Below are 24,415 nucleotides of genomic sequence, written 5' to 3'. Positions count from 1 at the left end.
TAAAACCCGTATCATGAGTGTAAAAAAGAGTGGAATAATCTCGTTTTTATAACAGTTTGACATGTAAAAACCACACTTGCCTTGAAAGCTACGTGCTTTGAGGTTTAAGCGTTAACAATGTTTTCACCCCCCTTCTCGTTAAACAACACCCGTTTTAGAAAACAAAACGAGCATTAGCCACGCTCTAATAGAGTCCCAACCGTAGCTAATAAAGTCCCAACTGTATTTAATACAATCCCAACAAATCTAATATAATCCCAACCGTATTAATATCAGAAAGCCTCACTCCGCAAAAAGTGTTATAGGCCTAACTACTTTTAGTATTACCGTTAGAGCTTCTGATTAAAACACTTCAGATAAAACGTTCAAGTTATTACTATGCTAAAAATGCTCTTCAAAAAAACTGACAAATACGCACATATACGAGGTTGCATACACAAGATTGCAGAAGAAAACTTCTTTACTTATGACTCTCCTAGAATATGGTTAGTGTTGAGAACTAAAGGTATTAAAGTATCTGAAAAAGTAGTAAGACGGCTCATGAAAGAAGAGTTAATTGAGATTAGATATGCCAGGCGTAAAAGACGCTATTCAAGTTACATAGGAGAAATTACTCCCGCATGCAGTAACATCGTTAATAATAATTTTCATGCAAATTCACCTAATAAGATTTGGCTTACAGACATTACTGAGTTTTCAGCAAAAGAGTCAAAACTCTATTTAAGCCCTATGATTGACTGTTTTGATGGTAAAGTGGTCTCTTACGCTCTTTCAAACCACCCATATCAGTGTCTTGAAGATGAAATGTTAGAAGGGTCTTTATCTACCCTCGACACTACAGAATGTAAAAGCTTAGCTATTCATACCGATAGAGGAAATCACTATAGAGGTGGCGGGTGGATTGAGAGATTAGAAGGTCTTGGTATTACACGCTCCATGTCAAGAAAAGGAAACAGTTGAGATAATGCTGCCTGTGAAGGCTTTTTTGGACGAATGAAAACAGAAATGTATTATCCACTTAACTGGGATAGTACAGAAGAATTACGTAAAGCTATTCATACTTACATTGATTTTTACAACAACCACAGAATTAAAACAGGTCTTAATGGAAAGACAATTACGGAACATCGTGCTATAGTTGCACAAAATGTCTAAAAACTGTCCTAAGCCCCTTTTGGCCTATAGCTCATGAGACGCAATAGCACTCGCAGTGATGAGAATATATAAAAATCTAGGCGAATAGCACAAAGGTTATTCGCCTAGAATCTGGCAGGTATATAGCAATCGGTACTACATTCCCTTATGAGAAAAACTAGTCATCGAATGCGCAAGAATATACCTAACTGTAGATTTTTCATATGGTTTTACTGTCACTTTATTTTGCGTTGTTCCCAGAATGCTAGGAATGTCACCACAGCACCGGACAAGATTGTAGCAACGGTGTTAATCTGCGTTCCAGGGCTCCAAGCATAGCTAACAACAGGCAATTTCAGCACACTGCATGCTATATAATCGCCAAATAGAATAATCAACAATGTAATTATAATCACTGTCACATCCACGATAGCTATAACTTTTCTGCGGTACAAACAAGTAGTTGTTATTGCAACCAATAACTGAATCAACGCACCAACAACCCCGCACGCCATGAGAGCGTAGAATGGAGCGTACAGAGCAGAGGTGTTCAACCAGAAGCGATAAACTAGTATTCCTAGGCCTGCTAGCACAGCTATTAGGGGTATTAGCTGTAGCCTATTACCTTTAGCGGCGGACACGATAGTACGTTCCTCTGCCATTTGAATCTGGCCATCCGCCATTCCATTTAAGGTAGTTGTTGGTATGTTGTGCAATCCGCAACTTTCTACCGCTCTTGGTGTGGACGAAGCCCACATGATCTACAGTCCCATCACTTGTGAAGTCTACAGCAATGAAATCTCCACTACGCACATTAGACACGAAACTATCCCAGTGCTTTGTGCTATAACCAGACCCCATGTAGTTTTTGAAAACATTGGCATTCACCCATGATGTAGAGCGATCTCCCTTCGATTTCCACCACCATCCTTTATTTTGATCATTATAGGTATCCATTGGTACACCACCGGCGTGTAGGATCTGCGAAGCAAAATTAGTGCAGTCAACAGGGGCACCATACCATTTCTTTTCCTCACCATATTTGCCATTAATCCCTGTTGCCCACTTCTCGGCATAAGCGCGAGCCTTACTAAGGTCGATACCGGAATTTCGCAAAGCATAAACTGGTCTATCATTCCCATTTTTAGGCTTGGTTGGAATCCACATTTTTGCGAGAGCAATACCATCGTCTTTAGAAAGCTCACCTTCGGAAATCTTAAGATTGAACGCATCTAACTGTTCGATAATTTGTGAGTTCTCTTTAGGGTTTTCATAAACATCAAGAAATTGAACCAATGGTTGTAAATCTGGACGGCCATCCAAAACTTCAGTAATAATAATCTGTTTGTACATAGATGCTGTGTCGACGGTTAGTTCTGGTAGAGAATATTTGGTTTGAGCAGCTCTGAGGTCACTCGCGTAGAGAGCAACATATTTAGCCTTGGCAGCATCGCCATTGACATAGGTATCTAATAAATATAAAGTCTTCCCTTGGAACTTAACAGTATTAGTTGCAGTTTCTTGATTGGCAAGAAAGTCTTCACTGTGAGGCGGGGATGCGGATGCCATTGATGGAAATATTCCAATTGTAAACAATAGGCAAAATGCACACATTTTTACTGTGGATTTGTGTTTCATAATATTACTCCTTTGAATTAATTACAACAACACAATTATATATTATACACAAACTTCTTTGAATGTCAAAATGTCACAGTATTAGTAGATCATTGCTGCTTTAGACGCTTTGCTCGGTTGGTTAATTGCCGCATCTGATGGTGCGGTTCAACGCAATGATGGCAGCGACAAGGCGAAGCCAACACAAGCTTGGTTGGCTTTCTTCAATACCTACTCGTTCGTCCAGTCATCTTCTGATGATGCTTCGTAGCACGTGAGATGATTCAAGGGATGATTAGATGAGTGCATTTTAAGCTTTGTATAGAATAGTTTTTATTTCAAAAAATATATAAAACCAATCTAGTGATTTTTGAAAATAAAATTAGGAATATTAAATTTATTGCATTAAAACTAAAAAGAAGGTCTATAGGCCGAAAAGGGGCTTATGATAATTTCTTAAGTATTTTATGCAGTAATAGCACGATTATCTTTTAAGCCCCTTTTGTTTTCAATGTCAAGTAATACTAAATGTTAAGCTTTTTTAGCTTAACTACAGCAAGTTTTCCTTGGTATTTCAACGAAAACTCGGGTTTTTAGACACACTTTTTTGCCGCTTACCCTCAAAAATAGTTCCTTCATTAGGCAACGACATCGTTGTCATCAAAGCAAGCATAAACATAAGCGGACCGAGCGCATTTCCATACGTTTTGAACATCACACCAAAATCATGGCCGAATACCACCATCGACAAGTAAAGGAACATAAAATTCACAGCTGTAAACATAACCAACTTCAGCACGAACATAAGAACCTTGTACATAAGAATATCCTCCTCACTTACTCCACGGAGTCGCACACCAAATAGCAGAAGCTGCTAAACTTGCAGCTAGGGCCACAGCTCCACCTCTAAATGCGGCTGGACCAACTGCCTTTAAAATATACATAGCAGCTTGCTTCCAAAGCTGATTTTCAAGTAACTTTGTTAAAGCACCATGAAATATTCCAATAAGGCTGCTTAGACCAGTAGTTTCAAGTACACATTTAGCATAATCCTTCGAACGCACTGCATGATTATCATTAGACGAAATCTTATCAACAGATGCATTTGCATTGAGCTTATGAATTAAATTCTCAAGCACTTCTTTCGGAACATGAGAAAACTCCCCTGCTTGTGTTATAGTCCATTTTTTATTAATTTTATTAAACTTGAGATACCTTGAAAAAATAATTTCAAGACGCTTAGCATAATTATCTATATTCGCATCACTGACATTACTTTCTACAACACTTGGTCCATTATCCACTATCTCACTAGCTTGAGCAGTTGATACCAGAGAAATACAGGTTGATAATGCTGCAACAACTACAGCAATAGACTTAAAAATATGACATTTCATAGAAATTCTCCTTTGTAATTACAATATATAAAAGACCTATCATTAGGTTTAGTACTCATCTTATTCCATAATTTTTTGCCATACAATTGTTGTTGTTATTTTTGATAATATATAAAATGTATAAGGTGTTCTCAGTTTTACTTGTAACAAATAGGAATAGGGTTATCCCCCCCCCCAAATACTAAATTATGCAAATAGACTACAATTAGAATACTCAAAATCACAACTACATCCCTAGTCTGTAGCGTAGCTCGTGTTTGGTAGCTGCGGCAAAACAACAAGAAGACCGGCGGTAAAAATCAGCGCGAGTATAGGCAAAACCGATCCTTCATACGCTTGATTGCCGAGCATAGAAAAACATAAGCCAACCAGAGCCCATCGCAATGCCGGACTAATAGATCTCATGCGAATAAAAATATTATTCTTACTAAATATTGACTTCACAGCAACCAGCTCTCCCCTAAAACTCTCTCCAAACAATGCAAACTTGCATGCAAGACTACATAACTACTTACACGCAGGCTTACATGCAAACTTACATAACTACCTTCAAATCGCTACCAAACTTAAATAATTCACTACAAACTACACAAATCCAATAGCTTATTTGACAAATTTGATAACACTATACCCTTGGCCAAAAAACAACAAATAATAATACAAAACAACAAAAACACTACAAAAAAACAGGGATCATAGACTAAAACAGTTCAAAACAAAAAGAGTGAAAAACAAAAAGCTTTCGGTTTTGAATGTCCCTAGTAGCAAACAAAACCGAAAGCAACACACTCAACACTCAAAACACACACGCATACGCAACCAACGCCAACACAAACCAGAGATAAAAATGTTAAAACAAAAACACAATCACTTTTATAACTCAATAAACATTACTGCTTTAATCAAAAACAATCTTGTTATACACTAGCTAAGCAATAAACAATAATGTAAAATAGTTTCATTATATTGTGTAGACTGTTTTATATTGCGTAAACTATTAAATTCTCATTTGAGAATCAAACCGCACTAGCAAAAGGTAGGAGTTTGTGAAAAATGATTTCAATTATGCCGACGATTCCGAGCGCGAATCAGACTCAGAAGCTGGAACAATATCGCCAGGCGTCAATGAAGAACGCTCAAAAACAAATCATGAATCGAAGAATGACTCGAATACTGCTGGGAGTGTCGACGGAATTACGTCAAATGACATTAACGAAACAATAGATTCAACTACCTTTGAAGAAAAACAAGCTGCTTCACTTATATTTGCACTCAAGACTCTAGGTTATAGCGACGAATGGAGCGGAATACTGCCAGATCCAGAAAGTTTTAATTTGTACCCAACGAATGTACAAGAAAGAATACTTAATCAGGCAGATGCTTTTACGGTCGATGAGTCTAAACGACAAGACAAACTTGTTAAAGCAGAAATAGAAACATCTAAAAGAAATACATGGATAAGCGCTGTACTATTTGTTTTATGCTTGCTTTCTGGACTAATAGCTTTCCTTATTACAAATAACCAATGGTCATGGACGCCATTGGCATTACCAGCAATTTCGTTCCTAAGAGATTTAATAACACACATAAAATCTCATTCAAGTAAGAATGAAACGGATAAAAACAGTAAAAACTAAATAGACAGGTAAAAACTAAATATACGGAATTGAAGCCAATAAAACCATTGAGTTTATGCCACTGGACTTTTTCCACGACAGTCTTCCGAGCGTAGATGTCGTTCTGTTGGATTCGATTTTAGCTGATTGGGATGATGACTGTTGTACAAAAATACTAAGAAATATTCTTCGATCGATTCGCCAATCTAGGGCGAACTTGGTTATCTCCGAGGCGATCAGATTTTCTTCTTCATCACATGTTGATGCTATAGGCAAACTGGCGCTAGCTTGTGCTGTTCAAGGACGGGTCAGAGAACCTGAAGATGTTCGGTCACTTGTTCTAGCTGCGGGTTTCACAGACTGTGAGCATGTTACAGAAAGTCCGATGCGCTTTTCCTTAATAGCACGACCTTAATTCATCTTTATTATTTCTCTGTGAGGTAAGAATATGGATCAGAGTGCTGTACGTTTGAATGGCGTGAGTCACAGTTTTGATGGAGATGTGCTCGTATTGAACGACATCTCAAGCCATGTTTCTAATACACGTATCGCAGTTGTCGGTGATAATGGAAGTGGCAAGTCAACGCTCTTGCGTATCATCGCAGGCACGATTTCTCCATCTCATGGCTCCGTAGTCCTAGGATCCGCACCGTATTTCATGGCACAGAATCGTAGCCCTGATGATAATCGCACGGTTGCCGAGTTTCTTGGTGTTGAGTGGTTCTTGAGGTCTTCCGAAAGACTTGAGGAAGGTAATTATAATGAGGAGGACTTAGCGTATTTAAGTGATAAATGGGAACTTGCGAGCCTGCTTGAGTCTGTTAAAGAAGAATGGTTCCCACAACTAGAGTATTCACGGTTGATCTCAGAAATCTCTGGTGGTGAGTTCGCGAACTTGGGGTTAGCGCGAGCTCAGATTGCCAAGCCGAGAATCTGTTTGCTTGATGAACCATCGAATAACCTTGATTTCGCTGGAAGAGAGCGGCTGGTGCGCTTTATTGCCGACTTTAAATACACCCTTATCGTGGCAACACATGATCGAAATATCATGGATTGCTTTGACAAGATTTGGGAAATCCGTGATGGTAGATTGACTCAGATAGATGGATCCTTCGCTGATTACTTGAACCATGTAAAGAATAGGCGAGCTGAGGCCACTCACGAGCTTAACAAAGCGCGAAAAGAGGTAAAAAGGCTGAAAAGTTCTCTTAGAGAATTAGAGCAACGGCAATCAATTCGTAGGAACGGTAATCAACGTGCATCGATTCAGAAGCGCGGCTCTAAAATGTCTATGAACGGTCTCAAAAGTAAGTCTGAGGGTACCTTAAGCAGACAACGATCACAGTTAACAGAGAAACGCCAAGATGCCGCTGAGACCGAATTGGCCGCAAAAAATAACATCGAAAAAGAACATACTATGCGTCTCGACGGTTTGCTGTCAGATCAAGAGGGCAGTAGGCGTCAGATTATATGTTTGTCTTCATGCACTGGCTGGCAAACCATTATCGGTGGTGACGATCGCGTTGCACTTGTTGGTGCTAACGGTGTTGGAAAGTCGCGCCTCATAGCAAGCATTAACAATAGCTCCTTGAGGTGCTCTGGTCCGGCTTGGGCAGAACCTTTGACCCCTGATCTTGAAAGTATTGGTATTCTCTCTCAGAACTCACTACATCTTGATCACTCAAAAACGATCTGGGACGAGCTTGTGCAAGGGATACCCAACCTTGAACGGCAACGAGTATTCGCTGTCATTGCTCGGCTTGATTTTAGCAGCGCAACGCCTGACAGCCTTGTATCTGAACTCTCGGGTGGCGAGCAGTTTAGACTTTCACTCGCGAAGCTCCTACTAGCTACCCCACCAAAACAACTCATTGTTTTAGATGAACCTACTAATAGTCTAGATATTCAAAGCCTCCGTGAGGTGAGAGATTTGCTGTCGCAGTTTGAAGGCGCTCTGCTAGTAATAAGTCATGATCGCGACTTTTTAGAGAGCCTCTCAATCACAAGATGGCTCGAACTTAGCAGTTCTGGATTATCTGAACTCGCATAATATATGCACCCGTCTTTCTGACAATATTAGATTTATGTGACCGAAGTGAGGTAAGCGATACACTTGCGATCAAAGAATACGTCGTTGAGTCTGCATCACTCAAAACCATGATGAAACTAAAAGAGCCCAAAGCTGGTCTAAGTTCAAACTATTCTCTTGTTCTGTATCTTACCTTTGAAAAAAGGGAAATTGGAGTCGAAATCCTAGCCAGTCGCTAGATATAGGGCATCCACCCTGAAGGATGTCGAATCCAAAAAAGTTGCAAAACTGTTGCTGCGCTTGCTGTTATAGCTGCATCATCTGCTATGTTGTCCGCTTGTGGAGAGCCAAAAGCTGTTCCTATGAACGATGAGTTCGCTGACAATTCTGGTCAAAGCGCGGATGATGGCGGTAATCCTTCAGGGAAGTACGATGCTGGCGCTCAGCAATCTCAGTCTTCTGCGCAAAGTGAAGATTCTGGGGATTCTAAAAACCAGTCTAAAACCGATACTGGCAATTACAAAGATGGCGATTACAAAATCAAAGCTACGTATGGTCCGGTTGCAGAAGATAGTTTTGATGTGCGCTTAAGCGTCGCAAATGGGAATATTAGCGATGTGCAAATGACTCCTCATCCGTTTACGCCGATTTCAAAAAAGCACATGAATGCTTTTGCTGGCGCTATTCCAGGTAAAATAGTTGGAAAGCCGTTGAAAGATTTGCATATTTCAGTTGTTGCTGGAGCAAGTTGGACTAGCGACGCATTCAATAAAGCGCTTGATGTTGCTCGCCAAGAGGCTTCAATTCAATCCGCACAATAATTGCAAGGCACAATCGCGATTATTGCGCAGATTGAATCAGCATCTAATCTTTTTTATTTTGAACGCTATCAACTGATTTTAATCGTACATTTTCCTTATATTTGTGCAACATTAAAGCAAAAGCTGTACAAGTGATTAGGTAGAAATTCCACGTAGTAACAAGAGTGAAAATATGAGGTCCAGGGTATGGATTGATTGAATACCCATACAATAGTTCTGTATCACTTGACCATAGCAATGTACCTAATGTATCAAAAATAATAATTACAATAGGTATTAATGCTTTCCATCGCATTGAATCTTTGCGCAAAGATAACACAGCAATTGCAAAGCAAATTGGCACATAAAATCCAGACAATTGTACTGCCTTATACAATGTTGAATTAACTGCATCATGCAATCCTGTAAACCAAAATCGAAGAAGTAATACAATACTTATAGCATCAATCACTACTAAAATAATCCACAAATATTTTGCACAGAAAGAATGAATATTTTTAAATTTTTTCTCCTCGGGAACAATATTGCAAGATGCACTATTTTCTGATTGTTCTTTCTCGATGAAAGTCTTATAACTATTAAATGCAAGAAGCATAACCAATACACTATGTACGCAAAAATTCAGGCATATAAGAACTGTATTTACTTCAGAGCCGGGATAATATGCATAATTTACCATAGGAACTTGTAATAGCTCTGCTAATGATTGCGCATACATGCAAATAAGCGTAGATATAACGAAAAGCGCTACTAGTGTTATTGACATTATCCAGCGTTTGCGCTCGCGACAAAATGCAATAACGCAAACCAACAATACAAGACTTACTACACTAGTCCATGCAAGACCGTCATATAAAACATACCCATTCGATGTGTTAATAAAATATCTATATGCCAGAGTAAGTAGGCATATAGTGTCAAGTGGAATAAACAATAACCACGCACACTTGCGTTTACAAATATTCTTTAGCAAATTCATTATTTACATTCTTCTTAAATGAAAATGTTACAAAATTTTACTATTTATCGACGTACTCTATAATAAATAGCTTTTCCGTCATGTTTTGGCCATCCACCATCCCACGCTAAATAATTCGTGGAATGTTGTGCAATCTTCAAACCATCGCGACCTTTTTGATACACGAAACCGATATGATCAACTTCTCCATCTTGGTTATAATCAACGCCGATAAAATCACCGTCAGCAACAGAATGAACAAGCTGTTTCCAATGCTTTGTATTGTAGCCACTTCCCATATAATTTTTGAAAGTATTAGCATTAACCCAAGAGATAGAAGTGTCATTCTGTGCCTTCCACCACCAACCTTTAGATGGATTATTATACATATCCATTGATACGCCACCGGCGTACAAAATTTGAGAAGCAAAATTTGTGCAATCTTCATCGCGTTCCCAAATCCACCAGCCTCTTTTTTTATAACCGTATTTTGGATTAGGTTTTACAGCATATTTTGCAGCATATTTTTTCGCGGCAGAAACATTAATCCCTAAACTACGGTCTGCGTAATATGGTTTATCATTATGATTTTCTGGTAATGTTGGCAAAAGTAGATAAGCGTTTTCTATGCCTTCTTCTTTAGATAGAAATCCATTAGAAATTTGTTTATTTATTTTTTCAAGTTCAGCAAGTATTGCATCATTCTCAGATCTATTTTCATACCAATCTAAAAATTCAACAGATTCTGTCGCGTCTGTTCTCAATGTATTTTTTTCATCCTCTTGTGAAAGAATGCTTTTATAAATTGTTGCTGTTTTTTCAGTTAATTCAGGCAATGAATAACTTTTCTTAGCCTTGTTGATAACACTAAAATGTTTAGATAAAAAGTTTTGCTTTGCTGAATTTGGGTCTTGGAATGTATCTAGTAATCTGAAACGCTCACCTTGGAATGCTATATAATTTCGTACTTTTACAAAACTACTTTCTTGAGTTGTAACGCCAGAATTATTATCGGCATATGCTACATTTACTAATCCATTAGCAATCAGTAGACAGGCAAAGCATGTAGCTATCATTTTATAACAAATTTTCATCTTATCTTCTCTCCTAATTAACCATGATGATCAGCAACCGTACTGATAAAAGAAACTAGCAAAGCGCTAGTTGCATGCATCTTTACGGTGCAACTAAACAACACATTAGAAATTCTACTATTGAATTTATATGGATGTCAATAAAATCATAAAACGATGTTTTATGTATATGGAATTGTTGTTCTGTTGCTATAAGTGCCATTTTGTTTCAAATATCAACTAAATATATTTAATATACTAAATGTATTAAAAATGTATGTAATTCTAGTCTTACGCCTTACAATTCAGTCATTGTAATTGTTGCATGACGCTGTAAACAGGACGCACGTTATCGTGGCAGATTTTGCTAGATTTGCGATTTTTGCCACGATAACTGTGTGTGTCACGCATTTGCTGGTTCTATTGCAATGCGTCCACCTAACGCTTGAACAACCTTCGCAATAGTTTGAAAGCTAGGATTGCCATCTCGTCTTAGGCTTTTATAAAGGCTTTCCCTACCAACCTCAGCTTTTTGAGCAATCTCTTTCATTCCTCGAGCTTTTGCAATATCACCTATAGCAGCTTGCAACAAGCGAGGATCGTTAAGTTCTGCTGCAGCATTGAGATATGCAATAACATCATCATCGTCCTCAAGATACTCACTCGCATCCCATTTACTTATATTTACCATTTCTTCTCCTCAATTAACTGTGCAAGAAGTATCTTCGCTTGCTTAATATCTTTACTTTGACTACTTTTATCCCCACCAGCAAGTAATAGCATTAACTTTGAGCCTTTTTGTGCAAAATACACACGATATCCTGGTCCAAAAGCGAAACGCAGTTCACTAATACCATTGCAAACTGGATGTAAATCACCTACTGGCTTACCTGCAATTTCACATAATCTCAGCCTCGCATTAATTCGAGCTTTAGATTGCAAGACCATGAGCCTACTAAGTCTCCTAAATTAGCGGATTTAGCTGATTAGTCGCGCGGGTTTTAAAATATACAAGGTTTGAAGGTGATGATTTTATGATTTCAGATAATATCTTCCATGATTCTTCACATGATAATTTGAAATCTAGCTTCATTACGTGTTGTATACAATGAAGCTTTGCTTTTGAACTCTGAAACTATTGCTCTGTACTCTGAAACTTTGATTTAGAACATCATATTATTTCTTACTATATTATGCTTGTAATACTGTATATCCCCACTTCACCAGCTGGGTGCAAGGTGGGTGCACTTTTTAACGTTATCCATCTTGTGCACTCGACCCTAGAACGTAGACATGTTCCCTCATACAGCCAAAACACACTCAAAAACCGCGAGAACCCAGCTTAAAGCCGCTTCGCATTAAACCTTTTAACGATAGCCCTCGCTAACCCCTGCTACACAAGGGCAAACTTGCACCCACCTAATCAGCCTTTGACATCAATACAACACTCTCGACGTGAGATTGTTAGGCTAATTTTGGAAATCGGTCGAAATTCTTGTTTTCCCTGTATTACTGCGATTATTAGGGGACTGTTTCATTTAGCTCTTTCTATCTTTAATTAGGCTATTTTTAATCGTTCACTATTTTACGATTAACACTTGCTTTTTGCTACAAACATTGGTTTTGAAAATGTTAAAAGTACCTGATGATTCCCATTTACCCGCGACTACTATAATTTTATTTTTATTAGTGTACACTTCATTTCGAATTGTTTTATACATCTCTTCATCATCAAAAGACAAAATGAAGGTATATTTATGGCTAGCTATAGGAGATACTAAATATATCTCTTTCTTTTGTGAATCGTAAATTTTACCCTCTATACAAGCCTCTATTATTCTATTTCCAAAGCAACCTTTGGAATATCTATACTCACTTCTATCATCCAGTATCATCTCTGAAATTTGTTTATTACTATATGTGGATTTTACTGATAAACTTTTGCACATAGAATATATTTGTCCCAGCGTTCTAAGTGGATGAGCAACTGATTTGCCCTTTTTATCCTTACCACCTTTATTCTTTGTTCTAGCTTTCTTAGTCGGTTGTAATAGATTATTTATTGCTTCATCATAAACGAATTGTGATTCGTCATATCTATTCTTATCAAAATCTATACTGCTATTATTAAATAGACAATTTTCAACGTGTCTATATTCAGATTTTGTTGCTCTGAAATAAGCTTCTTTACTACCATCAATCGAACAAATATATAGTTTTGCATCACATAAGGGATTAGGGCAATAGAACACATTATTTCGGTCTTCTCCCATGGCTTGATCAGCAGATACTATTACTTTTCTGTTTTGGTCTCGATAAGCATACTTTGACATATTTCACCTCCGTTATTACCGTTTCTTCGAGCTATATTTCTTCGACTTGCGTTTGACCGTTCCGTCCTCTCCAACTTCCAAATTACTCCGAGCTGCCATCTCAAGCTCAACGGCTTCAAACTTCTCTTTAGAAATAATTCCGGAATGATGATCCGAATACAAATATTGCCTGTCAGAACCGCCTGAATCAGCTATAGCCACATCGCCTGTATATTTACGCCTAGTCAAAGTGCTCTCAACAGCCCGTTTACTCCAAACGTCTTTCCCCTTTGGAGACTTAACACCTCTACTTTTTAACCTTTTAATAATACCGCCGATACTTAATCCTTTTAAATACCAGTCAAAAATATCTCTTACCACTTGTGCTTGGTCTTCATCAATAATAAGCATTCCATGCTTATCTTTTTTATAACCATAACAAGCCCTACTATAAAGACCTGATGTGCCATCTTCTGCTCTACGCCTTAATCCCCAAACAATATTCTCACTACGCCAATCATTCTCCGCTTGACTACAAGCCTGAACCACACTGATTAAAAGTTCATCATCGACAGTTTCCGTATCAATCTTATCTGTCTCAAAAATAATCCTCGTACCACATGATCGAATCTTTCTAATAGCCTCTAATCCTTCTTTCGTATCACGACCAAAACGACTCACACTTTTAGTAAGAATAATATCAAGATTACCTTTCTCACACTCATCAATCATTCGATTAAACTCGTTTCTTGAAGATCCAACCTTAGCTGAAGCAACATCAAGAAAAATATCAGCAACAAACCAAGTCATGTGAGCAGAAGCAAGACGAGTAAGACCAGACACTTGAGTCGAAAGACTATCCAGCTGCTCTTTACGATTCGTACTCACACGAGCATAAACCCCAACCGCATAATCCTTAATCACACGCTGAGGATGGATGACTATCACATCTTTATTTAGCTCATCTATCTTATCCATAGCCATCTCTCCTTATTTTTAGACTAACGAAACTTAGATTTCTTCTCCATGATAATTAGCCTAAACCTTATTTTCCCACTCCACAAGCTGGGTGCAGGGTGGGTGCAAAGTGGGTGCACTTTTTAACGTTATCCATCCTGTGCACTCGACCCCAGAGCGTTGATATCTTCCCTCAAACAGCCAAACTGCGCTCAAAAACCGCAAGGAATCAGCTTGAAGCCGCTTCGCATTAAACCTTTTAACGATAGCCCTCGCTAAGCCCTGCTACACAAGGGCAAATTTGCACCCACCTATTAAGCCTTTGACATCAATACGACACTCTCGACGTGATGAGTGTTGGGATATATGTCGAACGCGCGCAAAGACTGGACTCTGTAGCCAAGCTCCTTAAACGTGCCAACATCGCGAGCAAGACTAGTTGGATCGCAAGCAACATACACAACGCTTCTTGCTCCAGACTTCGCAATCTGCTTACAAACTTGAGCTTTAGCTCCAGCACGCGGAGGATCCAACACAACAACATCAGGATGCGCAAATCGACGAACAATCTTAGACGACTTACTCGCCTTAAACACCTGTGACTCAAGCGTTTGCGCAACATCGCCTTCAAGCGCTTCAACAACATCTCTGCTAAGTCCAGCTCGCCCAATGTTTCGCCTTGCATTCTTCACAGCAATCGGTGCACCCTCAATACTAAGAACACGGGCTGGCTCTGCAGCACCCACAACACCTGCAGCACCCACAACACCAGAAGAATCTCCGCCAACATTAGCCAAAGTCGCAAGCGGAATCGTAAACAAACCCGAACCTGAATACAAATCCCACAAAACAGTATTCTTAGTGCGCCCAACAAGCGCAGAACGAACTAATCCCAAAACATAGCTCACTAAATGCTCTGGAGCTGCGTGGTGAATCTGCCAAAAACCGCGCGCGTCAACATCGTAATCAAAAGTACGAATACGCGATAAATCACCATCAACCGCAACTCGCACGCGCTCTCGCAACAAAGCCGAACCTGCAACCAACTCATCATTTACTATAAGCGCATAATTTTCGCCAATCGCATCAAGAAGTGCAGTTTTATCATTAAAATCCAAACCATCAACACGCGGCTCTGGAACAGCAAGGCGAATTTGCGAATTTGGATCAAACTTGCGATTCCACAAATCCAAAGAATCCGCAACTGCTAAAACAGCGCGCGATGCGAGCGGCATAGTATCAATCGCAATGCGGTCGTGCGACTCACGCTTTCGCATAGACAATCGCCCTTCATCATCCGCCACCAATTCCATGCGCGTGCGCCAGTTAAATCCGTTAAGCTCCTCATCCCCAGGTATGCGCTCAACAGTAATATCGCTATCCGCAACATCCATATGCGCTAAACGCTGGAATTGATTGGCAATTACGGATGCCTTCCAACGAATCTGCCCAGGCAAAGAAACGTGAATTAAATCCGCGCCTCCAACTCCGCCGCCCTGAGCCAGAGGACCAGCGAGCTTCCATTGTGGCTCCACACGATCCGCACTAGGCTCCAAAACTTCCACAACTTCGCCAGTGAAAAAGTGAGCTTTTGCACGCATCGGCTCATCCATACGCACAACAACCAGCTCTCCAGGCAACGCAAATCGCACAAATACAACACGTCCGTCAAGATGACCTACGCATCTTCCTTGATCCGCATAACGCTCGATTCGCATCGTCACCTGCATAAGTTACCCCTTATTTTTGCGTTTTGCTAAGCTGATTTTCTAATTCTGATTTTCTAACGCTGATTTTAGTTAAACTGATTTTCGTCGCTCTGATTTTCTTCACTATTTTTATGATGAAGACGCATAAACGGCGTTGCAATAATCAAGTAAGAAACCCAAATTGCGAGCGCCCAGAATGGCAATCCCATAATCAAACGCACTGTGCCAAGCCATACAACGTGATTCGTCAAATATAATGGCACTTGCAAAACAAGTCGCAGCGCAAAAACACCAATCCACAATCCAGTAACATACATATACGCACGCTTAAGCGGCTTATAGTCAAGCCACTCATGAAGCCAAGCGCCAAAATTTTCCGTAGGCATTTTGCGAATTGACTCAATCACAAGACCTAAAGCAGGCACGCGAACAATCATAGAAATAGCAAGAAGCGCGCCGTATACAGCATTTGTAATAAAACCCATCATGTAGTAGTCGCGCGCTTGATGACTCGTCCACACCCATATAAGGCAGATTGCAATGGAAACAAGTCCACTAATTGCGCCCATCAGTGACTGCCTTTGAATAAGCCTAGCTATAACTTGTAAAACAGCAATCACAGCCGATACAATAACCGTCGTTTGTACATTTCTAGTTACAACAAAGCAAATAACAAACAGCAAGCCTGGTAGCATGGATTCGATTATTCCTCGAATACCGCCCATTGAATCGATTACAGAAAAGTTGCTTCCATCAGAACCGATAGAAGCAAGGGAAGCAAGCCCAGAACTTTTTTTGCCACAAGCATTATTTTTCAAGACGGTATCCTTATGTTACTTAACTTATGTTACTTAACTTACTGCTATCTAACTTCAGAGAACATAGGCCCGCGAGTTAGCGTAGTTTTTACTTCTACTTGCTGATCGTAACCTAACGGTTTATCTTGTTTCTTTAACGGATCTGCTGAATCTTCGCGAGTAGTACTATTCTCCTCGTCCTGATTTTCTTCTTCCGCTTTTCGCTTGGCAGCTTTCTCTGCTTGAGTCATAGGATTGTGCATAGGTATGAGATCGCGCGGAGCTAATGGTTCTTCGCCACGATCTACTACAATATTGGCGAACCATTGGTTGAGTTGTTTAGTTTCGTCATTTGTTTCCGCAGATTCGATTGCTGCAGGTCCAGAAAATACGCCGCGAAGCATCCAACGAGGTCCATCGATTCCCACAATGCGAGTGGTAATTGTCTTCTCTCCTACTTGCACTGGCAATAGAAGCTCGGTACCGAACTCGCCTTGCGTTGTGCGAGCTTGACTATTGCCGTCAAGTAAATCTTTACACACTTCCTGCCAAATGCCAGCTGTTTTAGGCGCCGCAAATGCTTCAATTTCTACACTTGACGAACCGTATGTTACCGTCGCACCAAGCACTCGACCAGTTCCGTTTTGCTTTTTTACACGCAATTCAATGCCTTGCAAATATGGGATATGGATTGATCCAAAATCGAGATAACTGCTGAAATCCGGAGCATCTTCGTCGTTGCAATCCCACGGACCAGTTTTTACTTTCGAGACTTCAACAGAATTTTGCGTGGAATCTTTAGTGGAATCTTGCAAAGTCTTACCTGCTGCACGTCGTCCTGAAAACCAACCCATTATTCCTCATTTCTTTGAACAATAAGCCTACAGAAATAACCTTATCGCTTATTATTGTAGATTGCTTAGCTTCACTAGATTATCACAAGCAAAGCACCGAAATTTTTTAATTCACGTATTTGATAATGCTTACCAATCAGAAATTGAGCAAATTACTTCTCATACCGCATATTTTATTGTCAGCGGAGCGTGATCAGACCATCGCGCGTCGTAACTTTGAGCACGATCAATTACAAATCCACAAGCGCTTTCCGCAATTTCGGGAGTTGCAAACTGGTAGTCTAACCTCCAGCCAACATTATTATCGAAAGCTTTGCCGCGCTGACTCCACCAAGTGTACGGTCCTTGAATATCTCCTGCAAGCATACGCATAACATCCACGAACTCATACTCATTAATCCAACGATCAATATACGCGCGTTCTTCCGGCAAGAATCCTGCGCTTTTTTCATTCGCTTTAGCATTTTTAATATCAAGTGGCGTGTGTGCAATATTAAAGTCACCACATAAAATCGCCTGATTTCCGCCGTTTGCCGCAATTTCCCTAAGCTCACCTAAACGAGTAAGCATTGTGTCTAAAAAGCGGAACTTTTGTTGCATTTTTTGCGGATCGTCCACATTCCCAGCGTGAACATACACAGAAGCTATAGTAATTTCGTACCCGTCCGGAGTTCGCACGTCTGTTTCAACCCAACGCCCAGAATCTACATCCTCACTTAAACCTGGCAAACCGTAACGCTTTGCTACTACAGGAAGCGATGTAACCAAAGCTACTCCAGCCCGTCCCTTTACACGACAAACTTCGTTTATATACGAAAAATCGTTATTTCCGGCAAAATTCACGCTATTTTCAGACGCACGATATCCCATTTCAATTTTCGTCATAATTGGGTCAATTGCGTCCTGCGGAGCACGCACTTCTTGCATACACCATACGTCAGGAGTGTGAGCATCAGACCAGTCGAGCATCCCCTTACGCTCGGCCGCACGAATACCATTTAAGTTTGAAGTCGTAATTGTAATCATAAATCTAACTCTAATATGCGCGTTACACAAATATGTATGCTACACAAATATGCGCGTTCACAAAGCAAAAAATAAGGTGCAAGATTTATAAACTCAGTTATTAACCAAGTTATAAACCCTGCACCTTATTTATAGATTAGATTAGATTAAATTAAATTAAATTAGATTAAATATTTAGATTAAATTAATCCAAATTAATCCAAATTAATCCAAATTAATCCAAATTAATCCAAATTAATCCAAGCCAAGCTCCAGATTTCCACCAGGAATTGCGTCAAGCAAGTCGCGCGTGTACTCCTTTTGAGGATGATCAAATACCTCATCGGTTGTAGCGTGCTCAACAAGCTTTCCGTGTTGCATAACAACAACCTCGTCCGCAATCTGACGAACCACAGCCAAATCGTGAGTGATGAACAAGTAGCTCAAACCACGTTCCGCCTGCAAATCGTTAAGCAAATGCAAAACCTGATCTTGCACAAGCACATCCAAAGCCGACACAGCTTCGTCGCAAACGATAACGTCAGGATCCAATGCCATTGCGCGCGCGATTGCAATGCGCTGACGCTGGCCACCTGAAAGCTCGTTCGGGAAGCGAGTCATAACAGAAGCAGGCATACGAACCATATCCAAAAGCTCACGCACACGATTCTGGCGGCTCTTTTTATCGCCAATCTTGTGAATGCGCAAAGGCTCTTCAATCGAACGATAAATCGAATACATTGGGTCGAGCGAACCGTAAGGATTTTGGAATACTGGCTGAACGTGACGACGGAAGTCAAGCAAATCTGCACCCTTAAAGTCAGCAATATTCTTGCCTTCGTAAGTAACAGTTCCGCTTGTTGGCTTAAGAAGTCGCAAAACCATGTTTGCAACAGTAGACTTACCAGAACCAGATTCGCCTACAATTGCCAACGTTGTGCCGCGCTTAATAGAGAACGAAACGTCATCAACAGCCTTGAAAAGTTCCTTCTTACGAGGAAGCTTAAATTCGCGAGTTAAATGGTCGACTGTAATAATATGCTCGCTCTTTTCAAGAGTTTGCTCACCTACTACGTGATGCTCAAGCAAATTATCCACATTACCACCATGCTCCTTAACGGAAATAATGCGCTGGGAAGCAAGGCTTGGAGCCGCAGCAACAAGTCGCTTAGTGTAAGGATGCTGTGGATGCTGCAAAACGTCCAAAGATGGACCAGATTCAACAACACGACCCTTATACATAACAACTACATGCTGTGCGCGAGCTGCAGCCAAACCTAAATCGTGAGTAATGAACAGAACAGAAGTTCCAAGAGAATCGGTAAGCGTATGCAAATGGTCAAGAATACGCTTTTGCACAGTAACGTCGAGTGCGGAAGTTGGCTCATCTGCAATCAGCAAATCTGGACGGCAAGCCAAGCCGATAGCAATCAAAGCGCGCTGACGCATGCCGCCAGAAAACTCGTGCGGGAACTGACGTGCACGAGTTGCTGCATCTGGCAAACCAGCTTCGTCAAGCAAACCTGCAATACGGTCTTCAACACTTGCGCCAACAACATACTTTTTGGCAATTTCCCAAGCTTTGTCGTCGTTCACACCGTACTTGATTAAGTCATCTGCAACGCGCCAACGAGTTTCGGAACCTGGAACCCACTCTTTTTTGTAGTAAGACATGGCTTCGTTGAACTTTTCAGCATTATGCTGATTATCAAGCCCAACTTCTGCTAACTCTTTTGTGGCAGCTTCCATCAATTCTGGTAATTCTTTAGAACCGAGGAATGTTTCGTCATCATTGCTTTTGACTTCTACAGCATCTCCTGCGAGAGCTTCCGCCAAAGCAGAACGCTTCTCATGACTTACGTCAACACCATTTGCAAGAAGAGCTTCCTTAACCTGTGTGCCAATACGCCAAACAGGGTTCAAGTTACTCATAGGATCTTGAGGCACCAAGCCCATTGCAGTGCCACGCAAAGAAGCAAACTCTTTTGGCTTTAGTTTGCTAATTTCTTGACCCTTAAGCTTAATAGAACCGCCCGTAACATGACCTGTTCCTGGAAGCAAACCCAAAACTGCCATTGCAGAAGTGGACTTTCCAGAACCAGACTCACCTACGATTGCAACCCACTGGCCGGGATATACGCTAAAGCTTGCATCTCGAACAGCGTGAACAGCTTTCTTGGAATCAGTAGTGAAATCAACCTGAAGATTTTTCACTTCAAGCAATGGACCTTGCTCACGCTGCATAGCGAGAGCGTCTACATTTTTATGCGTTGAAATGCTCATAAGTTTTATTCCTCCACGCTAACTTCACGCCTTACGGCTCTTTGGATCCAACGCATCCTTTACAGCATCACCCATCATAATGAAGGCAAGAACTGTAATAGCAAGCGCAAATGACGGATAGAACAATACTTCTGGACTGTTATTGAAGTACCTGCTGTAAGTAGCAATATCTCCACCCCAGCTCACGGTAGTAGTTGGCAAACCAATACCGAGGAAGCTAAGTGTTGCTTCCAACACAATGTAGGAGCCGAGAGAAGTTGTGCCAACAACAATGATTGGAGCCAAAGAGTTTGGAATAATATGCCTGAAAAGATTGCGTATAGGTCTAGATCCTAAAGCTGTAGAAGCTGTGTTAAATTCTAGATTCTTTGATTCCATAACAGCACTTCTAGCTATTCGAGCAACACTAACCCAACCGAATAGAACCATAACTAGAATTATCTTCCACATTGATTTTGTGGTTCTAAACATTTGAAGAACAACTATAGCGCCAAGAAGCATAGGCAAAGCCAAGAAGATGTCGGTAATGCGGCTAAGAACAGCATCAACCCAACCTCCAAAGAAGCCAGCAATAGCGCCAATTAAAGAACCAACCAAAACAACCAAAGCTGTAGCAATTATGCCGATTGTTACAGAAGTGCGAGTGCCGTATATTACACGAGCGTAAATATCGCATCCCTGCTTATCGAATCCAAGAGGATGACCAGAAGACCTTGGCATCAAAGAGTTATTAAGTACACAATACATTGGATCTTGCTTAACAAGCAATCCTGGGAATAATGCAATAAAGAAAATTGCAATAATCAATATTGCGGAAATAATAAACAAAGGATTTCGTCTCAAAGTACGCCAAGCATCAGCCCACATGCTTGTAGCAGGAGCAGACTCATCAACGGAATCAACTTCTTGTAACGGAGTTTCATCCAAGGAAGCAACGTAACGTTCCTGACCTGGAAGAACAATATCTGCAGCAGTCAAATTTTCCTCAACTTTTTCTTGCATAATTATGCTTCTCCTTACGCGTAACGAATTCGCGGATCAAGAGCCGCGTACAAGATATCAACAAGTAAATTACTGACTACGAAAATCAGCATAAGCAAGGTAACTACAGAAACTACCAGGTTGCTTTCACCCTTCAAAATACCTTGATAAGTGAGGAAGCCAATACCATGAATATTAAATATTGTTTCTGTAATCATAGCGCCGCCCATAAGAGCACCCAAATCCTGACCTAGGAACGTTACTACTGGAATTAAAGAGTTTCGAAGAATGTGTCGAATAATAACAGCGCCTTCTTTTAAGCCCTTTGCACGAGCTGTACGAACATAGTCGAGCGCAATATTTGACGAAACTTCAGACCTTGTAAGTCGAATTACATATGCCATTGATACAGATCCAAGAACCATTGCAGGAGTGAGCATATCTAAGAATCCAGGATCATTACTTACATTAGGAGGGAGAATATGCCACTTAATACCAAGCAAATATTGCATAGCATAACCGGTTACGAATGTTGGTACGGAAATAAGAAGCAAAGAAACAATAAGAATTACGCTATCGTACCATTTACCTTTTTTAAGACCGGAAATAATACCGAAAGTTACACCAAACAGAGCTTCAAAAGCGAATGCCATAATAGCAAGTTGAATGGTTACAGGGAATGCACGACCAATTTCGTCAATAACAGGCTGACCTGCAAAGGTTTGGCCAAAGTCAAGAGTAAGAGCATTCTTTAAGAACAGTAAATATTGAATAATAAATGGTTTATCTAGATTATAATTAGCTCGAATTTGTGCCGCGACAGCAGGATTAACTGGTTTATCGCCAAACATTGCATTTACCGGATCACCCGGCAAAGCAAATACTAATGCATAAACCAATAATGTTGTGCCGAGAACAACAGGAATCATCTGCAAAATTCGACGCAGAATGTACTTACCCATCGGCTTCTCCTTGAATTGTTAACAATTACTCGCAAAAACAACAAAGCGCCACTCCAGTTGAAGAAATTTTTTGGATTATTTCCTTCATTCCTTCAACTGGAGCAGCAATTTCGCTATAAGCGATATTAAATTATTGAGAGGCGATATCAGAATTAAGTATTTTTCTGAATATCATGAAATTAATTTATACAAACTCCATATGAAGATTTAAATCTTACTTATGAAGCTGGTAGTAAAGTGGCATGTTCTGCCAATCCATTACGAATCCCTTCAAATTGTGATTCATAACAGCCTTAGCATTCATGTAAAGCAGTGGTACAGATGGAAGATCCTCAAGAAGGGTTTCGCCAGCTTCATGATAAAGCTTAGTTGCTTCGCTTGCATCGGAAGATGCAGTAGCCTTAGTAAGCAATTCATCAAACTTTGGATTCTTGTAATCACCATCATTAGAACCGTTGCCATCAGCTGCAACAGAAGCAAACTGCTGAGTCAAGTAGTTTTCTGGGCTTGGATAATCTGGCATCCAGCCTGCACGCCATGCACCCTTAATCTTACGCTTGGTGCATGCATCGCGGAACTCCTGGAAGGTTGGGATTGGCGTGGTTTCTGCCTTAACACCCAAATTGTTCTTCAAATAGTTCACAACTGCATCGAACACGGACTTAGCAACAGCGTTATCAGCATTGTAGGTGAAGGTAAGAGGACCATCATACTTGGAAATTGCATCCGCCTTAGCCCACAATTCCTTAGCCTTCTTTGCATCGAACTTCAAATGCTCGCTACCCTTCAAATTAGGATCGTAGCCTGGGGTCTTTGGAGAAGTGAAGTCGTTTGCAGGAGCAGCAGTCTTGTTCAACACCTTTTCAGCAATTGCCTTACGGTCGATAGACATGGAAACTGCCTGACGACGCAAGCGGCCTTCTTCTGTAGTTACATCGAAGTGTGGGAGGTTGGAAGCAATAGTGAACTGAAGAATTACAGAACCAGGCTTGTTATAAGCAGTGATTGTGCTATCGCTCTGGAAGTTGCTGGTTTCAGTATCTGGAATGTTATCGGTCATGTCGAGGTTGCCGGACTGTACGTCACGGTAAGCAGCATTGCCATCGGTGTAAATCTTGAAGGTAACGCCATCATTCTGAGCCTTACGCGGACCTTCGTAAGCTGGGTTCTTCACAACTTCAATCTGCCTGTTGTGATCCCAAGACTTGAACAAGTATGGACCAGAGGAAACAGGCTTTTCACCGTAAGCCTTTGGATCCTTGTAGAAGGATTCTGGAAGTGGAGCAAATGCCAAGTAGCCAACCTTAATTGGGAACACGGAATCTGGCTGCTTCAAATCAACAGTGAAGGTGTTCTTATCTACAACCTTCAAACCGTCAAGCTGCTCGTCGCCCTTCAAACCATCCTTCTGCAATTCGTCATAACCCTTAATGGTCTGGAAGAAGGAAGCGCACTTTTGTGCATTCTTAGCGTTAGCAACAAAGCTCCAAGCCTTAGTGAAGCTTTCAGCGGTAACAGGAGTACCATCGCTGAACTTCTTGCCTTCCTTAAGCTTAACAGTGTACTGAGTTGCGTCTGCGTTTGGAGTCACGCTTTCAGCATCCTCGTTTACTGGGTTGCCCTTTTCATCAAAAGTGATCAACGTTGAGTTGACCAACATAGCAGGACGTGCACCAGCGTTTTCGTTAATGTTGCCAGGCACCAATTCGTTCTGTGGCTCAGTGTTATTTACGGTAATAATAACTTTTCCACCGTTTGTTTGAGCAGTCTTCGAAGCAGATGAGCCGCAACCACCAAGCAACATGGCCAGCGAGCAGGCCGCAGCAGCAAAAGCTAAAGCCTTATTCTTCATATTTATTCTCCTAACGTCTGGTAGGCAGATGCTATATCAATACAAAAAGCCAAGTCAT

The 24,415-nt window shown here is 40.7% G+C and carries 23 protein-coding genes and 1 pseudogene; 6 read left to right on the top strand and 18 right to left on the bottom strand.

Annotated elements, in window-relative coordinates:
• Positions 1-378: 378 nt before the first annotated feature.
• Both HXT56_RS01250 and HXT56_RS01245 read left to right on the top strand, forming a co-directional pair.
• The gene (locus HXT56_RS01250; RefSeq protein ID WP_421778230.1) at positions 379-960 is read left to right on the top strand and encodes an IS3 family transposase; all 582 of its coding nucleotides are present in this window, start codon (positions 379-381) and stop codon (positions 958-960) included.
• Positions 961-993: 33 nt separating this feature from the next.
• The gene (locus HXT56_RS01245) at positions 994-1,155 is read left to right on the top strand and encodes an IS3 family transposase (RefSeq protein ID WP_103084940.1); all 162 of its coding nucleotides are present in this window, start codon (positions 994-996) and stop codon (positions 1,153-1,155) included.
• Positions 1,156-1,761: 606 nt separating this feature from the next.
• On the opposite strand, the gene HXT56_RS01240 is transcribed toward HXT56_RS01245, so the two are convergent.
• The 4 genes and pseudogenes from HXT56_RS01240 to HXT56_RS01225 form a co-directional block, all read right to left on the bottom strand.
• Entirely contained in the window at positions 1,762-2,772 is a 1,011-nt protein-coding gene (locus tag HXT56_RS01240; protein WP_048730094.1) for an amidase domain-containing protein, read from the bottom strand.
• 553 nt (positions 2,773-3,325) lie between these two features.
• Positions 3,326-3,571 carry a hypothetical protein gene (locus tag HXT56_RS01235; protein ID WP_421775745.1) on the bottom strand — a complete coding sequence of 82 codons (246 nt, stop codon included), beginning with the start codon at positions 3,569-3,571 and terminating at the stop codon, positions 3,326-3,328.
• Positions 3,572-3,584: 13 nt separating this feature from the next.
• Positions 3,585-4,148 carry a hypothetical protein gene (locus HXT56_RS01230; RefSeq protein ID WP_103014073.1) on the bottom strand — a complete coding sequence of 188 codons (564 nt, stop codon included), beginning with the start codon at positions 4,146-4,148 and terminating at the stop codon, positions 3,585-3,587.
• A gap of 297 nt (positions 4,149-4,445) precedes the next feature.
• Positions 4,446-4,592, bottom strand: a pseudogene (locus HXT56_RS01225) (MFS transporter); the annotation flags it as partial.
• A gap of 602 nt (positions 4,593-5,194) precedes the next feature.
• Here HXT56_RS01225 and HXT56_RS01220 point away from each other — a divergent pair.
• The 4 genes from HXT56_RS01220 to HXT56_RS01205 all read left to right on the top strand — a co-directional run bounded on the left by HXT56_RS01220 (position 5,195) and on the right by HXT56_RS01205 (position 8,614).
• Positions 5,195-5,785 (top strand): hypothetical protein, encoded by a 591-nt coding sequence (locus tag HXT56_RS01220; RefSeq protein WP_103014074.1) that lies wholly within the window; start codon positions 5,195-5,197, stop codon positions 5,783-5,785.
• A 55-nt stretch (positions 5,786-5,840) separates the two neighbouring features.
• On the top strand, positions 5,841-6,179 hold the full coding sequence (locus tag HXT56_RS01215) for a methyltransferase (protein WP_103014075.1): 339 nt from the start codon (positions 5,841-5,843) through the stop codon (positions 6,177-6,179).
• A gap of 33 nt (positions 6,180-6,212) precedes the next feature.
• On the top strand, positions 6,213-7,814 hold the full coding sequence (locus HXT56_RS01210) for an ATP-binding cassette domain-containing protein (RefSeq protein WP_103014076.1): 1,602 nt from the start codon (positions 6,213-6,215) through the stop codon (positions 7,812-7,814).
• A 227-nt stretch (positions 7,815-8,041) separates the two neighbouring features.
• Positions 8,042-8,614, top strand: a complete 573-nt coding sequence (locus tag HXT56_RS01205) for an FMN-binding protein (protein ID WP_103014077.1) — start codon at positions 8,042-8,044, stop codon at positions 8,612-8,614.
• A 43-nt stretch (positions 8,615-8,657) separates the two neighbouring features.
• On the opposite strand, the gene HXT56_RS01200 is transcribed toward HXT56_RS01205, so the two are convergent.
• From HXT56_RS01200 to HXT56_RS01135, 14 genes are all read right to left on the bottom strand, one after another.
• Positions 8,658-9,293, bottom strand: coding sequence for a hypothetical protein (locus HXT56_RS01200; protein WP_146024633.1), 636 nt, complete (start codon positions 9,291-9,293; stop codon positions 8,658-8,660).
• A gap of 344 nt (positions 9,294-9,637) precedes the next feature.
• Positions 9,638-10,666 carry an amidase domain-containing protein gene (locus tag HXT56_RS01195; RefSeq protein ID WP_103014079.1) on the bottom strand — a complete coding sequence of 343 codons (1,029 nt, stop codon included), beginning with the start codon at positions 10,664-10,666 and terminating at the stop codon, positions 9,638-9,640.
• A 382-nt stretch (positions 10,667-11,048) separates the two neighbouring features.
• The gene (locus tag HXT56_RS01190; RefSeq protein WP_004109873.1) at positions 11,049-11,336 is read right to left on the bottom strand and encodes an addiction module antidote protein; all 288 of its coding nucleotides are present in this window, start codon (positions 11,334-11,336) and stop codon (positions 11,049-11,051) included.
• Positions 11,330-11,593, bottom strand: coding sequence for a type II toxin-antitoxin system RelE/ParE family toxin (locus HXT56_RS01185; RefSeq protein WP_103014080.1), 264 nt, complete (start codon positions 11,591-11,593; stop codon positions 11,330-11,332). Before HXT56_RS01185 ends, HXT56_RS01190 begins: the two co-directional genes overlap by 7 nt.
• A gap of 632 nt (positions 11,594-12,225) precedes the next feature.
• Positions 12,226-12,978: a hypothetical protein gene (locus HXT56_RS01180; RefSeq protein ID WP_415693787.1), complete on the bottom strand. Its 753-nt coding sequence runs from the start codon at positions 12,976-12,978 to the stop codon at positions 12,226-12,228.
• 15 nt (positions 12,979-12,993) lie between these two features.
• Positions 12,994-13,905, bottom strand: a complete 912-nt coding sequence (locus HXT56_RS01175; RefSeq protein WP_415695744.1) for a recombinase family protein — start codon at positions 13,903-13,905, stop codon at positions 12,994-12,996.
• A gap of 323 nt (positions 13,906-14,228) precedes the next feature.
• A complete protein-coding gene (locus tag HXT56_RS01170) occupies positions 14,229-15,644 on the bottom strand; it encodes a class I SAM-dependent RNA methyltransferase (RefSeq protein WP_421778229.1) in 1,416 nt (471 codons plus the stop codon).
• A 65-nt stretch (positions 15,645-15,709) separates the two neighbouring features.
• Entirely contained in the window at positions 15,710-16,441 is a 732-nt protein-coding gene (locus HXT56_RS01165) for a DUF3159 domain-containing protein (RefSeq protein ID WP_421778228.1), read from the bottom strand.
• Between the two features lie 44 nt (positions 16,442-16,485).
• Positions 16,486-17,274, bottom strand: coding sequence for a DUF3710 domain-containing protein (locus HXT56_RS01160; protein WP_421778227.1), 789 nt, complete (start codon positions 17,272-17,274; stop codon positions 16,486-16,488).
• Positions 17,275-17,433: 159 nt separating this feature from the next.
• Positions 17,434-18,300, bottom strand: a complete 867-nt coding sequence (locus tag HXT56_RS01155; RefSeq protein WP_116712309.1) for an exodeoxyribonuclease III — start codon at positions 18,298-18,300, stop codon at positions 17,434-17,436.
• A 234-nt stretch (positions 18,301-18,534) separates the two neighbouring features.
• Positions 18,535-20,562 carry a dipeptide ABC transporter ATP-binding protein gene (locus tag HXT56_RS01150; protein ID WP_421778226.1) on the bottom strand — a complete coding sequence of 676 codons (2,028 nt, stop codon included), beginning with the start codon at positions 20,560-20,562 and terminating at the stop codon, positions 18,535-18,537.
• A gap of 24 nt (positions 20,563-20,586) precedes the next feature.
• Positions 20,587-21,564 (bottom strand): ABC transporter permease, encoded by a 978-nt coding sequence (locus HXT56_RS01145; protein ID WP_421778225.1) that lies wholly within the window; start codon positions 21,562-21,564, stop codon positions 20,587-20,589.
• A gap of 14 nt (positions 21,565-21,578) precedes the next feature.
• On the bottom strand, positions 21,579-22,505 hold the full coding sequence (locus HXT56_RS01140) for an ABC transporter permease (RefSeq protein WP_421778224.1): 927 nt from the start codon (positions 22,503-22,505) through the stop codon (positions 21,579-21,581).
• A 214-nt stretch (positions 22,506-22,719) separates the two neighbouring features.
• On the bottom strand, positions 22,720-24,357 hold the full coding sequence (locus HXT56_RS01135) for a peptide ABC transporter substrate-binding protein (RefSeq protein ID WP_421778223.1): 1,638 nt from the start codon (positions 24,355-24,357) through the stop codon (positions 22,720-22,722).
• Positions 24,358-24,415 lie beyond the last annotated feature (58 nt).

The sequence above is a fragment of the Gardnerella nova genome (assembly GCF_049244055.1).
Classification (GTDB): Bacteria; Actinomycetota; Actinomycetes; order Actinomycetales; family Bifidobacteriaceae; genus Bifidobacterium; species Bifidobacterium vaginale_H.
The sequence above is the reverse complement of the archived record's forward strand: the minus strand, read 5'-3'. Positions and strand labels throughout refer to the sequence as shown.